Below are 19,251 nucleotides of genomic sequence, written 5' to 3'. Positions count from 1 at the left end.
TGCGGGTGACACGTCTTATTGTCAGCTACCCGTTACTTTACGATGCCTGCTGCGACCGTGGGGCGTGACCAACGGCACAAAGCGACAGATTCAGACCTGCCGCAACGAGGTGTCGAGCGCGCGCGCGGCGACCCGGTCACCTTCGGTAGTCAAAGCAGTGCGGAACACGGTTTGCCGATTGTGGCCCGCCGCAGCCGGCGAATCCCACAGCAACTCGATTTTTGGACGCCGGCCGAAGGTACCGCGAGTCAACGCAGGTGCGCCGACCGGGCCAAGCGGCGCCGCAGAGCCACCCGGCTCGCCGGCAACACCGAACGCCACGACGGGGGCAGGCGTGGGCGGCGCGCTCGCGCCCGGGGCCGCCGCCCATCGCACGGACAATTCGCGAGCATCGTACTGCCCCACCTTGCGACGCTCGGCCCATACGATCACGGTGCGCGTGGCCGGATCGAGCGCGACCGCATAGCGGCCGATCGCAAAGCGTCGCGCGGCGATATTGGTTCGCCACAGCGCGCGCGGCCGGCAGATCCACACGACCGCCGCGTACAACGCCGGCGCTGCCACCAGCCAGCCGTTGGTGGCAGCCACCGCCTGCACGGCGCGGCGCCAACCCGCACTCGTTACAAACGCGCCAACCGACCAGGCGGCAAACAGGAATCCAAGGAAAGCAAACAGACGCAGCGCCTGCCGAAGCCATTGCGGCAACGGATGCAACGGGCGCTCGGCCACGGCGCGCGCGCCCGGCAGGAAGATCAGCAGGAACAGGAACACCAGGTTCACGCACGCCCACGGCGAGGACACCATCGCCGACAGCGACGCGCCCAGGTCCATCTGCGCCATCGAAAAAAGCCAGCGAGCGAGGAGCACGAGACCGATGGCGCGCAGCGCGAAAATCGTTCCGGCGCCGGGCGCCGCGTTCGCGCGCGTCTCTTTCGTTCTCGCCAAGGCATCCTCCTGTCGTCGGCGGCGCCGCAGCCAAATTTGCGGCAGGGCCATTATAGGGATATTACGGAGACTGGCTCATTCTTGCCGGTCCCAAAACAGCACTTTCTGCCACACACCGGCAAAAACGCTGCGCGTATGCAACAACGCCCCGCGGGCGAGATGCACGTGGGGCGTTGCTGGGGGGGTGCAGCCAGACCATCGGATAGCTGGGGGCGCCTGGCTGGGGGATGCTCAAGGCGCTCCGGCAAGCCGGCCCGACTGCTTTTACTGACCGCGTATTAGCTGGCGTTGACTTCGCGCAGCACCGTGCGATGCTTCTGACGCAGCAGCTCTTCGTAGGTGGCAACGTAGTTCTTTGCCATCACTTTCGACGAGAAGCGCGCTTCGAACGCTGCACGCACCTTGGCGCGCGGCAGCGTGTGCAGGCGCTTCACCGCGGCAACCGCGCTGATTTCGTCTTCGACGACAAAGCCCGACACGCCGTTTTCGATCACTTCCGGCACCGAACCGCGGTTGAACGCGACGACCGGCGTACCGCACGCCATGGCTTCGATCATCACCAGGCCGAACGGCTCCGGCCAGTCGATCGGGAACACGAGGGCATGCGCGTTGCCGAGAAACTCACGCTTTTCGGCTTCGCCGATTTCGCCAATGTATTCGACGTGCGGGAGCGCCATCAGCGGCTTGATCACTTCTTCGTAATAGGCACGGTCGGCCTTGTCGATCTTGGCGGCAACCTTGAGCTTCATGCCTGCCTGGCCGGCGATGCGGATCGCGCGGTCAAGACCCTTCTCCGGCGAGACACGGCCGAGGAATGCGAGGTAGCCCGGCTCGACGTCCTTGATCGGCGTGAGCACGTTTTCCGGCAGACCGTGGTAAACGGTTTGCAGCCAGTTCGCCTGCTGCAGCGGAATGCGCTGGTTGTCCGAAATCGACACCACCGGCACGTCGCTGAACGTATTGAAGATCGGCTGCAGTTCCGGCAGATCGAGACGGCCATGCAGCGTGGTCAGGAACGGCACCGGCTGACGCGCGAACAGCGAGAACGGGTAGTAATCGATGTGGAAATGCAGCACGTCGAATTCGTCCGCACGGCGGCGCACTTCTTCGAGCAGCAGCATGTGCGGCGCCATCACGTCGCGAATGGTCGGGTCGAGGCGCAGTGCCTGCGGCCAGAACGCTTCGAGCTTTGCCGAGGTTTGCGAATCGCCGCTTGCGAAAAGCGTGACGTCATGGCCCTGCTCAACCAGCGCTTCGGTCAGGTAGGACACCACGCGTTCCGTCCCGCCGTAAAGCTTGGGAGGAACCGCCTCGTGCAAGGGAGCGATTTGAGCGATTCGCATAATGAAGAACTCCTCGTAAAAAATCAGGCAAAAGTACTGCGTTTGGTAAAAGCGACTCGCTTGCTCGCCAGGGCAGTCTGGCCGGATATGCCGGCGCGGGCCTGATTCTTTCGAGAAATCCTGCGATGGATCGCTTGGGTAGTGAGCCCAGATCAACAGTTCGCTGTCTGCGCATGTGCCGGTAAACAACGCACACCAGGCACCTACGTTGACAAACTGTCAGAAATTTCGGCGGGCCGACAGAGCATGCATTATCGGTGCCGGCCGTCTCGCTGCACCACGACATTTCAAAGTCTTTACGTTGTTACAAAGGCGAAACACTTTACAAACCCTTGTTTTATAAGACAGTTCTACAGTGAGTACTGGCTTGCAACGCTGGCCCGAAGGTGGCAACCCCGGGCTCCCATGCCAACGGTGCCGGCAGACATTGAAGAAATGCCGCGCCGCAGTTGAATGGAATTTGTAATTATATCTCGAAATTTTCCGCAGCCTGCATGAACTGCCGCTCTATCGGCAGGTCGAGCAATAGCAGGGCGCGGTCGTCAATCGCGAAATCAGTCGCGCCATCGCCCGGATACACAGGGCGCAATCGCTTTTGCATGTTTACAATGCGAAGCATCGGCTTCGCGGCGAACGCTTTGGCTGTGGCCCATGCCTTGCATGAACAACCTGAAACACACCGACCTTACGATCAATTGGAACACTTAACCATCGCCCAGCGTAATGCCCAGAACGCAAAGCTCGCGAGCTATGCGCACAGGCCGCTTGCGTTCCTTTTCCGCTTTATTCGCCGCCATCCGCTCGCGCATGCGATCGTCCTGTGTAGCGTGTTTGCGGCCGTGGGCTGTGCGCTCGCTTCGCAATACGCGATCAAGCACCTGATCGACGTCCTCGGCGAAGGCCGTCATCACCCGGGTCCGCTGTGGGGCGCGTTCGCCATCCTGGTCGGCCTGATCGCCGCCGACAACCTGCTGTGGCGGGTCGGCGGCTGGGTTGCCGCGCATACGTTCGTGGCCGTGACCGGCGACTTGCGGCGCGACCTGTTCCAGTATCTGAGCGGCCACTCGCCGACTTACTACTCCGAGAAACAGCCAGGCATGCTGGCAAGCCGCATCACGGCGACCTCGAACGCGGTCTACACCGCCGAAAACACCACCGCCTGGAACGTGCTGCCGCCGTGTATCGCGGTGCTCGGCGCGATCGTCATGATCACCGCCGTCAATCCGCTGATGGCGGGCGGCCTGATGCTGTGTTCGGCCATTCTGTCGGTCGTGCTTTACAAGCTTGCCGGGCGCGGCTCGGCCCGGCATCACCATTTCGCCACAAAAGCGGCTTCGGTGGACGGTGAGCTGGTGGACGTGATCAGCAACATGGCCCTCGTGCGCGCCTTCGGCATGACGTTTCGCGAACAGCAGCGTTTCGGCGCGACGGTTAAAGCGGAAATGGAAGCACGCCAGCAAAGCCTGTTGTATCTGGAAAAGCTGCGTCTGCTGCATGCGGTGATCACCGCGCTGCTGTCGGCCGGCTTGCTGGGCTGGGCGCTGTGGTTGTGGGATCAGGGCAAGGCGACCTCCGGCGACATCGTGCTGGTCAGCTCGCTCGGCTTCACGATCTTGCACGGCACACGCGATCTGGCCGTCGCGCTCGTGGATGTGACGCAGCACGTCGCGCGGCTCGCGGAAGCCGTTCGCACCCTGCTCGAGCCGCACGGCATGCCTGACCGCGACGGCGCCACCGAACTCGTGCCGCAAGGCGGCCGGGTCGATTTCGAGAGCGTGACGTTTGCCTACCCGCGCCGCCGGCCGATTCTCGATCACTTCGACCTGCATATCGAGCCGGGCCAGCGGGTCGGTCTGATCGGCAAGTCGGGCGCGGGCAAATCCACCGTGCTGGCGCTGCTGCAGCGTTTCTACGAGACGCAGGGCGGCGCAATCAAGATCGACGGGCAGGATATCGCCGCCATCACCCAGGACAGCCTGCGCCATACGATCGCGCTGGTGCCGCAGGATATCTCGCTGTTCCATCGCTCGGTGTACGAAAACATCGCTTACGGCCGCCCCGAAGCGAGTCGGGAAGAAGTGATCGCCGCCGCGCGCGAAGCCCGTTGCAGCGATTTCATCGAAGCCATGCCGGAAGGTTACGACACTATCGTCGGCGACCGCGGGGTGAAACTCTCCGGCGGACAGCGCCAGCGCATCGCGATTGCGCGCGCCGTCCTGAAGAACGCGCCGATCCTGCTGCTCGACGAAGCGACCTCGGCGCTCGATAGCGCGTCGGAAGAAGCAATCCAGAAAGCGCTCGACCGGCTGATGGTGGGCCGCACGGTGATCGCGATCGCACACCGCTTGTCGACACTGAACAACTTCGACCGGATCATCGTGATGAGCCAGGGCAAGGTGATCGACGACGGCAGCCCGGAGGAATTGCGTCAGCGGCCGGGCCTGTACCGCGACCTGCTGTCGAAGCAATACGGCAAGGGCACCACGCTGCACGTCGGCGGCAAGAAGGTGGACGAGCAGCACGTGGTCTAGGCAACGCACGCCCCCTATTACGCCTGCAGGTAACAGAAACAGAAAAGCCGCTTTCGAGCGGCTTTTCTGTTTCGAGGCACGTTGCAAGCGGCCCTGATCGCCGAATTATCCGACTATCCGACGGTGGTCTCGCGCACCGCCTTCTTACCCGATCCGGCACGTACCTTCACGGTCCGGGGGCGCTTCACACCCTGCGCACCCTGAAGATCGCGCATGAAGTTGTCGCGCCACACCGACACGTTGTTCTCGCGCAGTTGCGCCATCATGTCGCGATGACGCGCCTGGCGCTCCACCAGCGGCATCTCCAGCGCGCTCGCGAGCGCCTCGGCCATGCCGTCGATATCGACTGGATTCACGATCAACGCGCCGTCCAGTTCCTGCGCGGCGCCGGCAAAGCGTGACAGCACGAGTACGCCCGGATTCTCCGGGTCCTGTGCCGACACGTACTCCTTCGCCACGAGGTTCATGCCGTCGCGCAACGGTGTGACGTAGCCGACATGCGCCGTGCGAAACAGCGCGGCCAGCACCGAGCGCTCGTATTGCTTGTGGATGTACAGGATCGGCGTCCAGTCCAGTTCCGCAAAGCGGCCATTGATGCGCCCCGACTCCCCTTCGAGCTGCAAGCGGATGTCCTGATAAGCGTGCATGTCGGCACGCGTCGGCGGTGCGATTTGCAGGAACGACACCTTGTTGCGTTGCGCGGTGAAATGTTCCAGCAGCCGCTCGAACGCACGGAAACGCTCGACCAGCCCCTTCGAGTAATCCAGGCGGTCCACGCTCATGATGAGCTTGCGGGAATGCAGTGTGGCCTTCATCGTGCGCACCGGCTTGCCTCGCTCGCCCGCTTTCGCGAGCTCGGCGATTTCGTCCGGATAGACGCCGATCGGATAAGCCCCCGCACGCAATGTCCGGCCGAATGCATGGACGCTCAGCGGGCCGCTGGCCGACGCTTCGACCGTGCCGTTCGCCTCGTTGACGATGTAATCGCAGAACGCGCGCAAATCCGGCGCGGTCTGGAAACCGAGCAGATCGAACGAGCACAGCGCCTCAACCAGCTCGCGATGCGGCGGCACTGCCAGCAACACCTGCGAAGCCGGAAACGGAATATGCAAAAAGAAGCCGATGCGATTTTTCACGCCCGCCGCGCGTAACGCCTGGGCGAACGGAATCAGGTGGTAGTCGTGCACCCAGATCACGTCGTCTTCACGCAACAGCGGGACGAGTTGCTGCGCGAGCCACGCATTGACGCGGCAATAGCCGCCGAAGTCGTGCCGGTCATACTGCAGCAGATCGGCACGATAGTGAAACGCGGGCCATAGCGTGGCGTTCGAAAAGCCGCGGTAGTACTGGTCGTAATCGCGACGCATCAGCGCAATGGTCGCGAAAGTCACCGGCCCGCGCTCTTCCACCTTGATCTGCGGCTGGCCGGAGCTGAGTACATCGCCGCTCCAGCCGAACCACATGCCGCCGGTTTCCTTCAGCGCGTCGTATACGCCGACCGCCAGGCCGCCCGCCGCCGGGCCACCCTCCGAGATCGGCGCAACCCGGTTCGATACGATGATCAGTCGGCTCATGAAGCGCGATTCCCGATGCAGTAAGTCATGGTCGTTGGGCGATGCGGCGTCACCATCACGCTCCGCGCGCGGCGGTGACGATCGATTCCAGCCAGTCGAGCAGCGCCGTAACCGACTCGACGCGCGTATGCGCCGTCGTGTCACCTGCGCCCACCTTGATCGACAGGCCGCCGCGCTCATTGGCGACGGCAAAGCCCTTCTCGTCGGTCAGGTCGTCGCCGGCAAATACCGGTGTGCGGCCGACAAACGGCGGCTCGTCCAGGAACGCGCGCACCGCGCGGCCCTTGTCGACATCCTTCGGCTTGATTTCGTAGACCATCTTGCCCGGCTGCAACACATACGAGCCGGGATAGTCGGCAACCAGCCGCTCGGTGGCCTCGCGCGCCACCGGCTCGCGGTCGGGTGCGTTGCGGTAGTGCAGCGCAAGCGCCGCGCCTTTGATCTCGAGCAGCATGCCGGGATGCTCGTTGACAACCTGCGCGAGCACCTGCTCCATGCGCAACAGACGCTCGTCGTGAAAGCCGATGCGCTGCGTGTCGCCATTCGAGTCGCGCCGCTCGGCGCCATGCAAGCCGGCGATCGGCAGATCGGGCATGCCCAGAAAACCATCGATGCTTTCAATACCGCGGCCCGATACGATCGCGACCGCGCCGTTCGTGAGATTGCGCAACTCGGTCAGCAACGCGATCACGCGCGGTTGCACCAGCACGCCATCCGGCGTGGGCGCAAGCTCGACGAGCGTGCCATCGAAGTCGAAGAAAAATGCCGTCTCACCAGGAGACAGGACAGCCGGAAGTGCTTGCATCGGTTAATTTTGCCTTTCAGCCTTCTGCGGCCGGAAAAGTGTGCGCATCTTACCGCGCATCCGTCAATTTTTCGAGAAAGTAAGCCGGGACATAAGCCTGGCTGGGCGGTACGGCCGATGCCGCTCACGATTGCGTTCAAAGAGACAACAATCCGGCTTCAGCCAGCTTTCATCGGCCTGCGTCAAATTGCCTCGCAAAGCGCGCGCCCAGGGGCGCTGCGCGACGTCGCCGGGAATTTTGCGATACAGTCGCAGCCACGCAGACCGATGCGGTGACGCACCATATTTGCACACTATGACCGGCCGCGCGCTTTGCACGAACCACGCCGCGTCCATTCGCGGGCAGCGTCACGTGCCGCTCTTCAATCGAGTAATTGAACCCTGCTTTGTTCCCCATTATCTCGTCCCGCCCGCAACCGAACCTCGTAACGCCACGCCGGCCCTGGTCCCGGCGCGCGGCCGCGCTGACCGTCATGATGGGCGTGCTCGGTGCGCTAGCCGGTTGCACGCATCCAGCCGAACCGTTCCAGTTGACCAACGTGACCGGCCACCTGCCGGATCTCGATTTCACGCTGACCGGCGACGACGGCCGCGCCGTAACCGGCGATTCGTTCAAAGGCCGCACCTCGCTCGTCTACTTCGGCTATACGCATTGTCCGGACGTCTGCCCCGAGACGATGGGCCGCCTGATGCAGGTTCTCGGCAAACTCGGCCCGGACGCGCAAAAGGTGCGCATCCTGTTCATCACCGTCGATCCGGCGCGCGACACGCCCAAAGCCTTGCATGACTACGTCGGCGCTTTCGATTCGCAGCACGCCGAGGGCCTGACCGGCACCGACTGGCAGATCGAGTCGCTTGCCAAGCGCTACCGGGTCGCCTATCAGATGGAAAAGCGCGACCCCAGCGGCAACTATGAAGTCACGCATAGCTCAGCCGTCTACGTGTTCGATCAGCAAGGCCATGCGCGCCTGCTCGCCACCGACCACGATACTCCCGATGCGATCGCACAAGACCTGCGCCGCATCATTGATGACCGTTCCTGACCTTTCCCGAGTTTATCCATGTCGATCAAGATCAAAACGTTCGCCGCACTGGGCTGCACCCTCGTCCTCTCATGCGGTTTCGCATCGGCCGCGTTTGCCGCCGGGGCCAACGCGATCAGCGCCAAGGACGCCTGGGTGCGCTGGCTGCCGAACAATCTCCCCGCCGCCGGTTACGTGACGCTGGTGAACGCGAGCGACAAGCCGGTCGATCTCGTCGATATTTCCAGCAACGACTATGGCGACGCGATGCTGCATCAAACCGTGTCGAATGGCTCGACGCAAAAGATGGTGATGGTCGACAAGCTGACGGTGCCCGCGCACGGCCAGGTGGCGATCGCGCCGGGCGGCTATCACGTGATGCTCGAAGACGCGAAGCACAAGGTCGCGCCGGGCGACACCGTACATCTGACGCTGAAGTTCTCCGACGGCGAGACGCTCGACACGCCGTTCGCCGTCAAATCGCCCGCCCAGACCAAGTAACGCCCCGCGATGAATCTGCTCTACTGGCTCGATCCCTGGGAGTTTTCGCCGACCGTCGTGATCGCCTTGCTGGTTCCGGCGATCCTTTTCGTGCGCGGCGCACACAAGGCGAAGATGTCGATTCGCCGGCGCATTTCCTTCTGGTTCGGGCTGGTCGCGCTATATGTCGCACTGCATACGCGGCTCGATTATTTCTTCGAGCATGAGTTCTTCATGCATCGCGCGCAGCATCTGGTGCTGCATCACCTCGGACCGTTCTTTATCGCGCTCTCTTACCCGGGCGCCGCGTTGCGCGCGGGCATTCCGTTCAGCTGGCGGCAGCGCTTCGTGCGCCCCGCGCTGCAGACGCCAGTAGTCCGCAAGCTGCTCGACGTGGTGATGCATCCGGTGGTCGCGGTCACGTTGTTCGTCGGCTTGATCTACTTCTGGCTGATGTCGCCGATTCATTTCGTGGCGATGCTCGACTGGCGGCTTTATCGCGTGATGAACTGGAGCATGGTGATCGACGGCCTGCTGTTCTGGTGGCTCGTGCTCGACCCGCGGCCCGCACCGCCGGCGCGTTTGTCGCCCGGCAAGCGCATATTGGTCGTAATCGCCGCGATTCCGCCGCAGATCATGCTCGGCGCGTTTATCTTCTTTACGCCGCGCGAGCTCTATCCGATCTACTCGATTTGCGGTCGCGCGTTCACGTGGCTGAGCCCGATACGCGATCAGCAAATCGGCGGACTGTTGCTGTGGATTCCAGGTTCGATGATGAGCGTGATCGGCGCGCTGGTGGCGTTGCGTCATTGGATGCGGCTGTCCGCACGCGGGCGTCTGCGTAACGAGCGGCACGTAAAGACGGCACCAGGCGTCGCGCAAGCGGCAACAGCACCTGCGAGCAGTCACCGCTAAGAATTTCGAATCTATTGAATTTGAAGAAGCCGCTGCGTTTGCAGCCGGCCGGCGCGCACGCGCCGAGCCCGGTGGCCTTCTTACCTGGTTAGACGGAACGCATCCACACGTGCGGGATGCCGTCCTCGTCGTGAATCTCCGACACCGGCGTGAAGCCGAACGCGCCATAGAAGCCTTGCAGATGCGCCTGCGCATGCAAGCGGATCGGCGTGCCGGGCCACTGTGCCCGGATATGCGTGAGCGAGCGTTCAAGCATCGCGTTGCCAAGGCCAATGCCGCGGAAGTCCACGGTTGTCAGAACGCGGCCGATGCGGATATCGGCGTCATCGGCATCCGGCAGCAACACGCGCAGATAGCCCGCGAGCGGCGCACGTTTGGCGTTGGATGCCTCGCCGGGACCAAACGCGAACAGATGCCAGGCCTCTGAATCAAGTCCGTCGATATCGCCATACACGCAGTTCTGCTCGACGACGAACACGGCGCTGCGAGCGGCCAGCATGGCATAGACTTCGGCGGTCGTGAGCTCGTCGAACGCTTTCCAGCGCCAGTCGAGTTGCGCCAGTCGCGTGGCGGCGGTTTGCTGCGGTTCAGTCATGGCAATCTTCAAGGGAAGCACGCCATTAACAGGCGGCGGCAATGGAGAATTATGCCGCGCGTGGCGGACTTAGGCTATGCCGCCGGCAAATCCTCTAGCTGCTGACAAAAACCGGCTCGACGGGCTGCGCCAGACATTCGATCAGGTTGCCGGGACCGCACAAATGCAGCGCGCCCACCACGACCAAGGTCCGCTCGGATCGTCCGAGCAGCGCCTTCACGCGCGCCGCCCACGCACGATTGCGGGCATCGAGAATGGCGTCGCGGATGCCGGGCAGATTGAACATCGGCGACTCGACGGCGATCTGGTGCACGGCCGGCAAATCGCCATGTAGCCAGGCGGCGTGCATCCGCTCGAGCGTGCGCTGCGGTTCGTCGAGATCGGACAGCAGCATGCCGAGCGCGGTGCCAATTGCTTCGAGCGGAATCGACTCGAGCGATGCCGCCAATTCTTCCGCGGTCTCGAGATACTCATACGGCTTGGCTTGCGTCAGCGCCGAGCGCAGCATGCGCGGCTCGACACCCTCGACGACTTGCTGGAACAGCGTCGGCGCGACGATCAGCGCTGCCCACGGCCGCAGATCGACGAGCGGCGCTAATGGCCCCTGGGCGGGCCACACAGCTTGCAGCTGATTCCAGACATCGACGGATAGCAAAGGCTGCAGTTGACCGGCGCCGCCCTGCGCAGGCGCCTTCAGAAACGGCAGGATCGTCGGCGGATCGGATTCGAAGACCAGCGCTTCAGCCCAGTCGTAGGTTTCTGCGATCCATGGCGGCGTTCTGCGGCTCGCCGCCGGAAACAGATGCATCGAGCCAAGCAGACGAACGTTGGTGCCGGTGAGTTCCAGGTACATGCAGCCTCGTGTGAATGAGCAATTGCACAAAGCGGCGCTCGGGTAATCGGATGATTCAATCGACGGCGCGCAACGCGGCGGATCGTCCCGCGATCCCTCTCCACGCGGTTCGAACGGTCACTCCGACGAACAGCAGGAAGACGATCTGTGACAGGTACAGGTCCATACGAATCGGATAGTGCAGTGCGAACCATGAATTGTGCACCACGTCCGTCACGATAACGGCGACGCAGAGAATCAACCCTGCTCGCGGGCTCAGCATCAGGAGCAGTGCGGTGAGCGGATCGATGAAGAGGAGTGCCGTCCAGTAGATTCGCGTGAACGGCGCAGCGCCGCCGTAGTCCCACCAGAGCCCGTGTACCAGGGCTACTTGCAGATGTGTCCAGGTGGCGCCGCACAGGCATAGCGCGTAGATCAGGCGCAGATAGAAGGAGCGGCGTTCGAGGTTTGGGATAGGCATGCAGGGTCAGCTTTGCAATAAACAGATGTTGGAAAAAAGCCCCGGCTCCCGGGGCTTCTTTCTCACGCGGCAAAAGCTGACAGTTTAATCGCCCACACTCCACTCACTCCGTGCTTCTTTTGTACGACTCCAATTCACCCGTATAGCGCTCGTTTCGCACGCCATTACTACCGTAATACTCTTCCACTGATTTCACCCAACGGCCGATCTCAGGCACATACCAGAATGCTTTATAGGTACGTCCCGTCAGTTGAGTAGGTCCGGTTTTCTGCGCATGCGTGATCATGGCGGTATCGCCCTGCTGGGTCTGCACGGCTTGAGTGACGGTTTGCGTCGGCTCCAGTTGCGCAACCCAATCGCCTTCCGCCTCGATTTTAATTGCCTGAAACTTTCCCGCCGGTACTTCGACCGTTTCAACACCTACCACGCGATATTGACTGCTCCACTTTTGCGAGGCGAAGACCTTGTTCGGATGCTGCTCCGTATATTCCAGGTTCCAGGTTTTGCCCGTCGATAGCGGGAAAACAAACGGCCGATTGACGACCACGTCCGCGCCATTCACATTTCGTTCGCGGCTCCAGTCGGCGCCCGCGACCACCTCGCTCGGCGCCTGGGTCGAACCTGCCTGTTTCGACGTGTAGTAGATGTGGGAAGGCGTTGCGCGTATGACTGTCACTTCGTCGTGCGATTGGCGCCACGTTGAAGGCGCCTTCTCAAACGTGTTGACGTAGGTCCACGAATCCCCGCCTTTAATCGCGGGCGGCGGCGCCGATTGTGCGATCGCCAGTAATGGCAACCCAACGGTAAACAGCACAGCAGCAGTGATGATTTTTTTCATTGGTCGAATGTTGTATTAATAGCGGGTTTGCCCTGCCCCGTGTTTTCGCGCCGGGAGATATCAAGACCATTGCATCGTATCTCTAACGATGCCTCTAAATACGCGAAATGGCATGGGATACTGTACATGATCGACAGCGAACTGCTAACGGTCAATGCTTCATTCGGGGTTTCTAAAAATCAACAAAAAATGAATTGAAAGATAGAAAATAAAAATTGAAAGGAAATGAGAGGCGATTGGTAAATCAACTTTTGCCACAACGACCACCGACTACCGGGTCTACTACCAGAACAACGGCGGGATCTACGCAGGCTACGTGATCAAGGACGGCACGACATTGCAACTCGCACCGCTCGGCGGCGGAACGCCGCAAGACAGCTACTACTTTCTGAACGGCGCGGCACTTCAATCGATCAAGTCGGCGATTGTTTTTTGAGTCGATGACGAGGGGGAGGCATTGGTGTCTGCTTGCCGCGTCGGACGCACGGATGACTGCGCGGGCGCGCGAGCTGAAATGCGTAGCCTCGCGTTGAAATGCGCCTGGTCGATGTCAGCGAAAATGACGCCGAAAAAAGAAAAGCCCCGACAAGTCGGGGCTTTTCTTTACATCAACTACTGGAGGCGCGAGCCGGAGTCGAACCGGCCTAAACGGCTTTGCAGGCCGCTGCATAACCGCTTTGCTATCGCGCCGCAAGCGGACTGGAATCTAGCTGCAGACTCTCAGATCTGTCTGGTGGGTTTCCGTAAGGACCGGCCCACCAAACAAAAAGGGAAGCGCTGCTTCCCCTTATGTATGGAGCGGGAGACGAGGCTCGAACTCGCGACCTCAACCTTGGCAAGGTTGCGCTCTACCAACTGAGCTACTCCCGCATTGCCCTACTTCACAACGCCTTGCACTTTTACTTCGCCAAACAACGCGTTGCTTCAAAAATTGGAGCGGGAGACGAGGCTCGAACTCGCGACCTCAACCTTGGCAAGGTTGCGCTCTACCAACTGAGCTACTCCCGCATCGTGCTGCTTTCACCAACTAACTGCTGCCTTGTTACTGCAACTACAGGCTTACTGCCACCGGCGCTTCAAACTGCGTGCATCGGAGAAACGAGATTATGGAGAAACGACCGAAACGTGTCAACCCCTTTTGCGAATGTCTTTAACGGAAAAGATTTCACTCACGCTCGTGCGAGGTGCGGACACGCTTCATCCGTGTACGTCGCATCTCGATCGCGCTTCGATCAGACACAATCAGGCGACGCCGCCCCGCTCGCGAATCTGCGGCCAGGCGAGTTTCATGTAATAGAGCATCGACCAGATCGTCAGGAACGCGGCCAGATAGATCAGCCACAAGCCCCACACACGCGTATCGACAGAGACGCCGCCGCCGAACGGCAACGGCCCGTAGAACAGCAGCATCGGGATCGCGACCATCTGACACACGGTCTTGAACTTGCCGAGCGAATTCACCGCGACGCTCTTCGATGCGCCGATCTGCGCCATCCATTCGCGCAGCGCCGAGATGGCGATCTCGCGCCCGACGATGACCAGTGCGATTGCCGAATCGATCCGCGCGAGTTGCACCAGCACCAGTAACGCTGCCGTCACCATCAGCTTGTCGGCGACCGGATCGAGGAACGCGCCGAACGCCGAAGTCTGATTCCATTTGCGGGCCAGAAAGCCATCGAACCAGTCGGTGAGCGCTGCCAGAATGAAGATCGTGGCGGCCGCCAGATTGCGGTGTGCCGGGCTCATCATCATGTCAGGCAAATAAAACACGCCGACGACGAGCGGAATCAGAACGATCCGCAGCCAAGTCAGGAAAATCGGAAAATTAAACGGCATGGGCAGGCGCAGCGTCTGACAAGGGAGATGCAATTGTGCCGTGTCACAAGACCTGCCACAAGCAAAGCGGCGCGCGAAGCCTGGCACGCGCAACGCCGGAGCACGGCTCACCGGCCGCCGGGCGGCGGCTTCAGTCCCATTTGTCGACTGTCCAATGCGGCGCCCCGGGCAGCCGGGCACGCCGCGATCAGTGCAACTGCCGGTAAATCTGTTCGGCCAGCGCCTGCGAAATCCCTTCGACGCTCGCCAGATCCTCGACGCTTGCCGCGACCACCCCACGCAGCCCGCCAAAGCGCGCCAACAGCCGCTGACGCCGCTTCGCGCCCACGCCTTCGAGCTCTTCGAGCCGCGAGGTCTGGCGTGTCTTGCCGCGCTTTGCACGCATGCCGGTGATGGCGAAACGGTGTGCCTCGTCACGAATTTGCGCGACCAGCATGAGCGCCGCGCTTTCCTTGCCGAGTTCGAGCGGCGCGCGGCCGTCCGCAAAAATCAGCGTTTCCAGACCGACTTTGCGTCCCTCGCCCTTCGCGACACCGACCAGCATGCCGGTATCGAGACCCAGTTCGGTGAACACCTGACGCGCGATTTCGACCTGCCCCTTGCCGCCGTCGATCAACACGATGGTCGGCAGGATGCCGCCAGCCGCAGCCGGCTCCGCGGCATCCGCGGCGAGCGACGGATCCGCAGCCGCGTCGGTTTGCAATTCGGCGGCCTCATCAGCAGCATTCGCCGCCGCTTGCGCCACCATCTTCTCGTAGCGGCGCATGAGCACCTGGCGCATCGCCGCGTAGTCGTCGCCCGGGGTGATGCCGGTGATGTTGTAGCGGCGGTATTCGGACGACTGCATCTTGTGATGGTGATACACCACGCACGATGCCTGCGTTGCCTCGCCCATCGTGTGGCTAATGTCGAAACATTCGATGCGCAGATGCGCGAGGTCGTCGCACTCCATGCCGAGCGTGTCTGTGAGCGCACGCGTGCGGGCCTGCTGCGAGCCTTGCTCCGAGAGCAGGCGCGCGAGCGCGAGCCGCGCGTTCTGCTCTGCCATCGCCAGCCACGCGCGCCGTTGACCTTGCGGCTGGCGCAGCACCGTCACCTTATGACCGGCTTGCTCGATCAGCACGTCGACCAGCTCGCGCGTGCTCGGCGCGTGACTGACCACGAGCACCGGCGGTACACGGTTGCCGATGTAGTGCTGCGCGATGAACGCCTCCAGCACTTCGGATTCGATGCCGCCAGCAATTGCACGACCCTTGCGCGGCGTTGAAGATTCGGACTCTTCGGATTCGGACTCGCCTGCATCACCCGCCTCTGCCTCGAGCGCAGTGTCTTGCTCGTCGTCGCCCCCGTCTGCGCCCTCGTCGTCGCTCTCTTCGGCACCCATCTCCTCAGCAATCGCGAGCGCGTCAGCCGCATCGGACGATGCATTCGCACCGGTTGCGCCTTCGTCAGACACCGATCCCTCGCCGGCCGCGACATCGGCGAGCAACTCATCTTCGCCGCCCTCTTCAAGCCCGCCCTCGCCGATCGTCAGGGCGCTTTCCACATGCGTCGGGAAATACGCCTTGTCACCGAGATGCCGCCCGCCTCGCACCATGGCGAGGTTCACGCACACGCGCCCGCCGAGCGCGACGACCGCGAGAATATCCACATCGCTGTCGCCGCCGACTTCGATCGCCTGCTGATGCAGCACCGTCGACAGCGAACTCATCTGATTGCGCACCGCCGCGGCCTGCTCGAACTTCAGCTCGCTCGCGAAGGCGTGCATTTTCTGCTCGAGCTCCTTCATGACCTCGCCCTGCCGGCCGAGCAGAAAGCGCGACGCATTGGCGACGTCGCGTGCGTAATCCTCTTCGCTGATCGCCGCGACGCAGGGCGCCGTGCAGCGGCCAATCTGATGCAACAGACAGGGCCGCGTGCGGTTGTTGAACACGGAATCCTCACACGTGCGCAACTGGAAAACGCGCTGCAGAATCTGGATGCTCTCGCGCACCGCCCACGCACTCGGGAACGGCCCGAAATACTGATTCTTGCGATCCACCGAGCCGCGGTAATACGCCATGCGCGGAAACTTGTGGCCCGTCAACTTGAGATAGGGATACGACTTGTCGTCGCGAAACAGAATGTTGTAACGCGGCGCCAGCGCCTTGATCAGATTGTTTTCGAGCAGCAGCGCCTCCGCCTCGGAGCGCGTGACGGTCGTCTCGACGCGCGCAATGCGCGTCACCATCATCGCGATGCGCGGCGACAATTGCGTCTTCGTAAAGTAGCTCGAGACGCGCTTCTTGAGATCGCGCGCCTTGCCCACGTAAAGCACCGTGCCCTGCGTATCGTAATAGCGATAGACGCCGGGCAGATGCGGCAATTGGGCGAGCAGTTTCTTCGGCTCGAAAACGTCGGTTGCTTCGGGTTCGGTCATGCAGAATCGATTGGCTGGAACAGTGTCGCGAAGCCTCTGCCCGCGTGCTGCGCGCTGAGCGGTCGTGTAGACGCGAAACCGCCGTTGAGTGCTTTAGAATCGCCAGTTTAGAGCATTCCGCGACCGTTCGAACGCTGCGGCATCGACTGGCTCAAAGCTGCGTTGCCAGGCCGGCCGCTGAATCTGATTGCTTTACCCGTCTGGCTCACCCGGCGCGGCCACCCACCTGGGTCGCCCGCCGGCAAGACGTTGCGCAACCCACTGCGCCACCCGTTCCACTCAGCGATCCACGCCATCATGTCCTCCGCCACGCCGCCGTCCGACCAACCCGTTGCCGCGCCCACGGCAATTGCCTGCGATATCTTTTGCGCGGTGATCGACAATTTCGGCGACATCGGCGTGTGCTGGCGCCTCGCTCGCCAGTTGGCGAGCGAGCACGGCTGGCAGGTGCGCGTGTTCGTCGACGATCTGCATGCGTTTCAGAAGCTGTGCCCGTCGCTGGAACTGGAGCGCGCGCGCCAGGCGATCGACGGCATCGTTATCGAACACTGGCATGAGCCAGCCCATGCGGGCGATACGCTTGAGGTGGCTGACGTCGTGATCGAAGCATTCGCCTGCGAGTTGCCGCCGATCTACATCGCCGCGATGGCGCGGCGCGGCCGCGCACCGGTCTGGCTCAACCTCGAATATCTGAGTGCCGAAGACTGGGTTGCGGATTTCCATCTGCGGCCCTCGCCGCATCCGCGCTATCCGCTGACCAAGACCTTCTTTTTCCCCGGACTCAGCGCCGGCACGGGCGGCGTGCTGAAGGAGCGGCATCTCGATGCCGCACGCGCTGCCTTCGAGGCATCGCAGCCGGCGCGCGAGGCGTGGTGGCTGAATGCCACCGGCCGCGCGCCGCCACCCGCCACCGCCACGGTCGTCTCGCTGTTCGCCTATGAAAATCCGGCCGTCGGCAGCCTGCTCGAACAATGGCGCGACAGTGCCGAGCCGGTCGTTCTGCTGGTACCGGAAGGCCGCATCTCGGGTGCGATTGCGCGCTTTTTCGGTCTGGCTTCGTTTGCCGCCGGTTCCCACGCCGAGCGCGGCGGCCTCAGCGTCCACGCGCTCGCTTTTACCGCTCAAGCCGGCTACGACCCTTTGCTGTGGGTCAGCGACGTCAATTTCGTGCGTGGCGAAGATTCGTTCGTGCGCGCCCAATGGGCCGCCAAACCCTTTGTCTGGCACATCTACCCCCAGGCCGACGACGCCCATCTCCCGAAGCTCGACGCCGCACTCGCCCACTACGCCCGCACCCTGCCCACTGCGGCTCGGGACGCCCTCGCGCGCTTCTGGCATGCATGGAACGGCGCGGGGCAGCCAGACTGGACGGAATTCCAGCATCACCGCGCAGCGCTCAGGCAGCGTGCGGCTGAATGGGCCGGCGAACTGGCCGAGGTAGGCGACCTCGCCGGAAATCTGGCCTTGTTCGCAAAAACTCAGTTAAAATAAGCGGTTATCCAACGGCCGACGCTGCACGCGCGGCCCGATTGCAGCCGAATAATGACCAAACAGCGGCCCAATCGCAGCGATGGAGTTGGCAAACTCGTTGGCAAATTAGCTGACAAAAATCGTCTGGCAAATTTGAATTCGTCTCGCGAATTGGTCTGGCAAACCCGCCTGACTGACTGGCCTGACTAATTCGCGAGGCACACCTAGCAGGCCATTCTGCTTGCGCCGTATGCCGTTGAGCAAAAGTTGAAGCTACTTATTTCGTACAGGACAGTTTTATGAAGACCGCACAGGAACTCCGCACCGGCAACGTAGTCATGATCGGCGCAGACGCGATGGTCGTGCAAAAGGCCGAATACAACAAATCGGGCCGCAACTCCGCCGTCGTCAAGATGAAGTTCAAGAATCTGCTGACCGGCGCAGGCATGGAAAGCGTGTACAAGGCAGACGACAAGTTCGACGTCGTCCTGCTGGAACGCAAGGAAGTCACGTACTCGTACTTCGCTGACCCGATGTACGTGTTCATGGACGCCGACTACAACCAGTTCGAAGTCGAAGGCGAAATGATGGGCGACGCCCTTCATTACCTCGAAGACGGCATGGCTTGCGAAGTCGTGTTCTACAACGAGAAAGCCATCTCGGTCGAACTGCCGACCACGCTGGTCCGTGAAATCATCTACACGGAACCGGCAGTCAAGGGCGATACGTCGTCGGGCAAGGTGTTGAAGAACGCCAAGCTGACCACGGGTTTCGAATTGCAAGTGCCGCTCTTCTGCAACATCGGCGACAAGATCGAAATCGACACGCGTACGCACGAGTACCGCAGCCGCGCCTAAGCGCCTGCAGCCTGAATCCTGCGCGGGAGCAAGTCCGGCGCAGCGAAAAAAATGGCAAAAAAAAGCGCCCACATTGGGCGCTTTTTCTTTTTTGTGCCGCCGTGTATGGTTGAGGAAAACTTTACCGGGAATCTTCTAAAAAATACCTGTTCACTGCGTTTACCTTCCGTGCCTACGCCAAACAAACCATTGATAAACTTAAGTAATTGACTTTGGCATACTCCATGCTTCTCTCAGGCAAAGGCCACCAAGGCTTTATTTCCCTAATTCGTGAGATGCGGCATGAATCACAACATCGCAGACGACAG

The 19,251-nt window shown here is 61.8% G+C and carries 16 protein-coding genes and 3 tRNA genes; 6 read left to right on the top strand and 13 right to left on the bottom strand.

All coding sequences use genetic code 11. The annotated features are described in order from the left end of the window. Nucleotides 1-90: 90 nt before the first annotated feature. Entirely contained in the window at nt 91-945 is an 855-nt protein-coding gene (locus BCY88_RS10725; protein ID WP_120344294.1) for a hypothetical protein, read from the bottom strand. 278 nt (nt 946-1,223) lie between these two features. Next, on the bottom strand, nt 1,224-2,288 hold the full coding sequence (locus BCY88_RS10720) for a glycosyltransferase family 4 protein (RefSeq protein WP_120344224.1): 1,065 nt from the start codon (nt 2,286-2,288) through the stop codon (nt 1,224-1,226). A gap of 695 nt (nt 2,289-2,983) precedes the next feature. Here BCY88_RS10720 and BCY88_RS10715 point away from each other — a divergent pair. Further along, nucleotides 2,984-4,819 carry an ABC transporter ATP-binding protein gene (locus tag BCY88_RS10715; protein ID WP_120344293.1) on the top strand — a complete coding sequence of 612 codons (1,836 nt, stop codon included), beginning with the start codon at nt 2,984-2,986 and terminating at the stop codon, nt 4,817-4,819. Between the two features lie 113 nt (nt 4,820-4,932). Here BCY88_RS10715 and otsA read toward each other — a convergent pair whose 3' ends face one another. Further along, a complete protein-coding gene (otsA, locus tag BCY88_RS10710) occupies nt 4,933-6,393 on the bottom strand; it encodes an alpha,alpha-trehalose-phosphate synthase (UDP-forming) (protein WP_120344223.1) in 1,461 nt (486 codons plus the stop codon). Between the two features lie 55 nt (nt 6,394-6,448). Next, nucleotides 6,449-7,198 carry a trehalose-phosphatase gene (otsB, locus tag BCY88_RS10705; protein ID WP_120344222.1) on the bottom strand — a complete coding sequence of 250 codons (750 nt, stop codon included), beginning with the start codon at nt 7,196-7,198 and terminating at the stop codon, nt 6,449-6,451. Between the two features lie 473 nt (nt 7,199-7,671). Here otsB and BCY88_RS10700 point away from each other — a divergent pair, with 473 nt between their 5' ends. The 3 genes from BCY88_RS10700 to BCY88_RS10690 are packed head-to-tail and all read left to right on the top strand — an operon-like array spanning nt 7,672 to nt 9,615. Next, nucleotides 7,672-8,241, top strand: coding sequence for an SCO family protein (locus BCY88_RS10700; RefSeq protein ID WP_120344221.1), 570 nt, complete (start codon nt 7,672-7,674; stop codon nt 8,239-8,241). Nucleotides 8,242-8,259: 18 nt separating this feature from the next. After that, nucleotides 8,260-8,721 (top strand): copper chaperone PCu(A)C, encoded by a 462-nt coding sequence (locus BCY88_RS10695; RefSeq protein ID WP_120344220.1) that lies wholly within the window; start codon nt 8,260-8,262, stop codon nt 8,719-8,721. Nucleotides 8,722-8,730: 9 nt separating this feature from the next. Further along, a complete protein-coding gene (locus BCY88_RS10690) occupies nt 8,731-9,615 on the top strand; it encodes a cytochrome c oxidase assembly protein (protein ID WP_120344219.1) in 885 nt (294 codons plus the stop codon). Between the two features lie 88 nt (nt 9,616-9,703). Here the strand turns inward: BCY88_RS10690 and BCY88_RS10685 are convergent, their stop codons facing one another. From BCY88_RS10685 to uvrC, 9 genes are all read right to left on the bottom strand, one after another. Continuing rightward, complete coding sequence (locus BCY88_RS10685; protein ID WP_120344292.1) at nt 9,704-10,210, bottom strand: GNAT family N-acetyltransferase; 507 nt, start codon at nt 10,208-10,210, stop codon at nt 9,704-9,706. Between the two features lie 94 nt (nt 10,211-10,304). Continuing rightward, the gene (locus tag BCY88_RS10680) at nt 10,305-11,063 is read right to left on the bottom strand and encodes a TraB/GumN family protein (protein WP_120344218.1); all 759 of its coding nucleotides are present in this window, start codon (nt 11,061-11,063) and stop codon (nt 10,305-10,307) included. A gap of 55 nt (nt 11,064-11,118) precedes the next feature. Then, a complete protein-coding gene (locus BCY88_RS10675) occupies nt 11,119-11,523 on the bottom strand; it encodes a hypothetical protein (RefSeq protein ID WP_120344217.1) in 405 nt (134 codons plus the stop codon). A 103-nt stretch (nt 11,524-11,626) separates the two neighbouring features. Further along, on the bottom strand, nt 11,627-12,361 hold the full coding sequence (locus tag BCY88_RS10670; RefSeq protein ID WP_120344216.1) for a hypothetical protein: 735 nt from the start codon (nt 12,359-12,361) through the stop codon (nt 11,627-11,629). A 616-nt stretch (nt 12,362-12,977) separates the two neighbouring features. Next, nucleotides 12,978-13,051 (bottom strand) — tRNA-Cys (locus tag BCY88_RS10665). A 104-nt stretch (nt 13,052-13,155) separates the two neighbouring features. Then, nucleotides 13,156-13,231, bottom strand: a tRNA-Gly gene (locus BCY88_RS10660). Between the two features lie 62 nt (nt 13,232-13,293). Continuing rightward, a tRNA-Gly gene (locus BCY88_RS10655) sits at nt 13,294-13,369 on the bottom strand. A 234-nt stretch (nt 13,370-13,603) separates the two neighbouring features. Continuing rightward, nucleotides 13,604-14,197: a CDP-diacylglycerol--glycerol-3-phosphate 3-phosphatidyltransferase gene (pgsA, locus tag BCY88_RS10650; RefSeq protein ID WP_028199185.1), complete on the bottom strand. Its 594-nt coding sequence runs from the start codon at nt 14,195-14,197 to the stop codon at nt 13,604-13,606. 187 nt (nt 14,198-14,384) lie between these two features. Beyond that, entirely contained in the window at nt 14,385-16,616 is a 2,232-nt protein-coding gene (uvrC, locus tag BCY88_RS10645; protein WP_120344215.1) for an excinuclease ABC subunit UvrC, read from the bottom strand. 297 nt (nt 16,617-16,913) lie between these two features. On the opposite strand from uvrC, the gene earP reads away from it, so the two are divergent. Beyond that, nucleotides 16,914-18,107 (top strand): elongation factor P maturation arginine rhamnosyltransferase EarP, encoded by a 1,194-nt coding sequence (gene earP, locus BCY88_RS10640; protein WP_120344214.1) that lies wholly within the window; start codon nt 16,914-16,916, stop codon nt 18,105-18,107. 278 nt (nt 18,108-18,385) lie between these two features. Beyond that, nucleotides 18,386-18,943: an elongation factor P gene (gene efp / locus BCY88_RS10635; RefSeq protein WP_120344213.1), complete on the top strand. Its 558-nt coding sequence runs from the start codon at nt 18,386-18,388 to the stop codon at nt 18,941-18,943. Nucleotides 18,944-19,251: the final 308 nt, after the last annotated feature.

This window comes from Paraburkholderia fungorum (assembly GCF_003610895.1).
In the GTDB taxonomy this organism is placed as follows: Bacteria; Pseudomonadota; Gammaproteobacteria; order Burkholderiales; family Burkholderiaceae; genus Paraburkholderia; species Paraburkholderia fungorum_B.
The sequence above is the reverse complement of the archived record's forward strand: the minus strand, read 5'-3'. Positions and strand labels throughout refer to the sequence as shown.